The sequence below is a fragment of the Elizabethkingia argenteiflava genome, assembly GCF_009904105.1.
GTDB lineage: Bacteria > Bacteroidota > Bacteroidia > Flavobacteriales > Weeksellaceae > Elizabethkingia > Elizabethkingia argenteiflava.
On record NZ_JAAABJ010000600.1, the window covers coordinates 1 to 243 of the forward strand.

At 30.5% G+C, this 243-nt stretch carries 1 protein-coding gene; it reads left to right on the forward strand.

Features of this window, described 5'->3' with window-relative positions:
* A partial coding sequence (locus GNY06_RS15770) for a transposase (protein WP_166519972.1) occupies window positions 1-243 on the forward strand: 243 nt, incomplete at both ends.

The following is a 243-nucleotide window of genomic DNA, read 5'->3' on the forward strand; positions in this document are numbered from 1 at the left end:
CGGGATCTTTCATTCGTATGATTTTTCCCCTGCAAATGTCCATGATGTGAACGACTTGAATGATGTGAAAAATAATTTTAAAAATTGTTTATTAATAGGAGATAGAGGATATATTAGCAAAGAATTCCAAGTTGATTTATTCAACTATTCAAAGATAAAACTGTCTGTTGCGATGAGAAAAAATCAACACGATTTTGTAGCATTTTCAAAAACAAAATCCAGCATCAGAAAAAGAATCGAAAC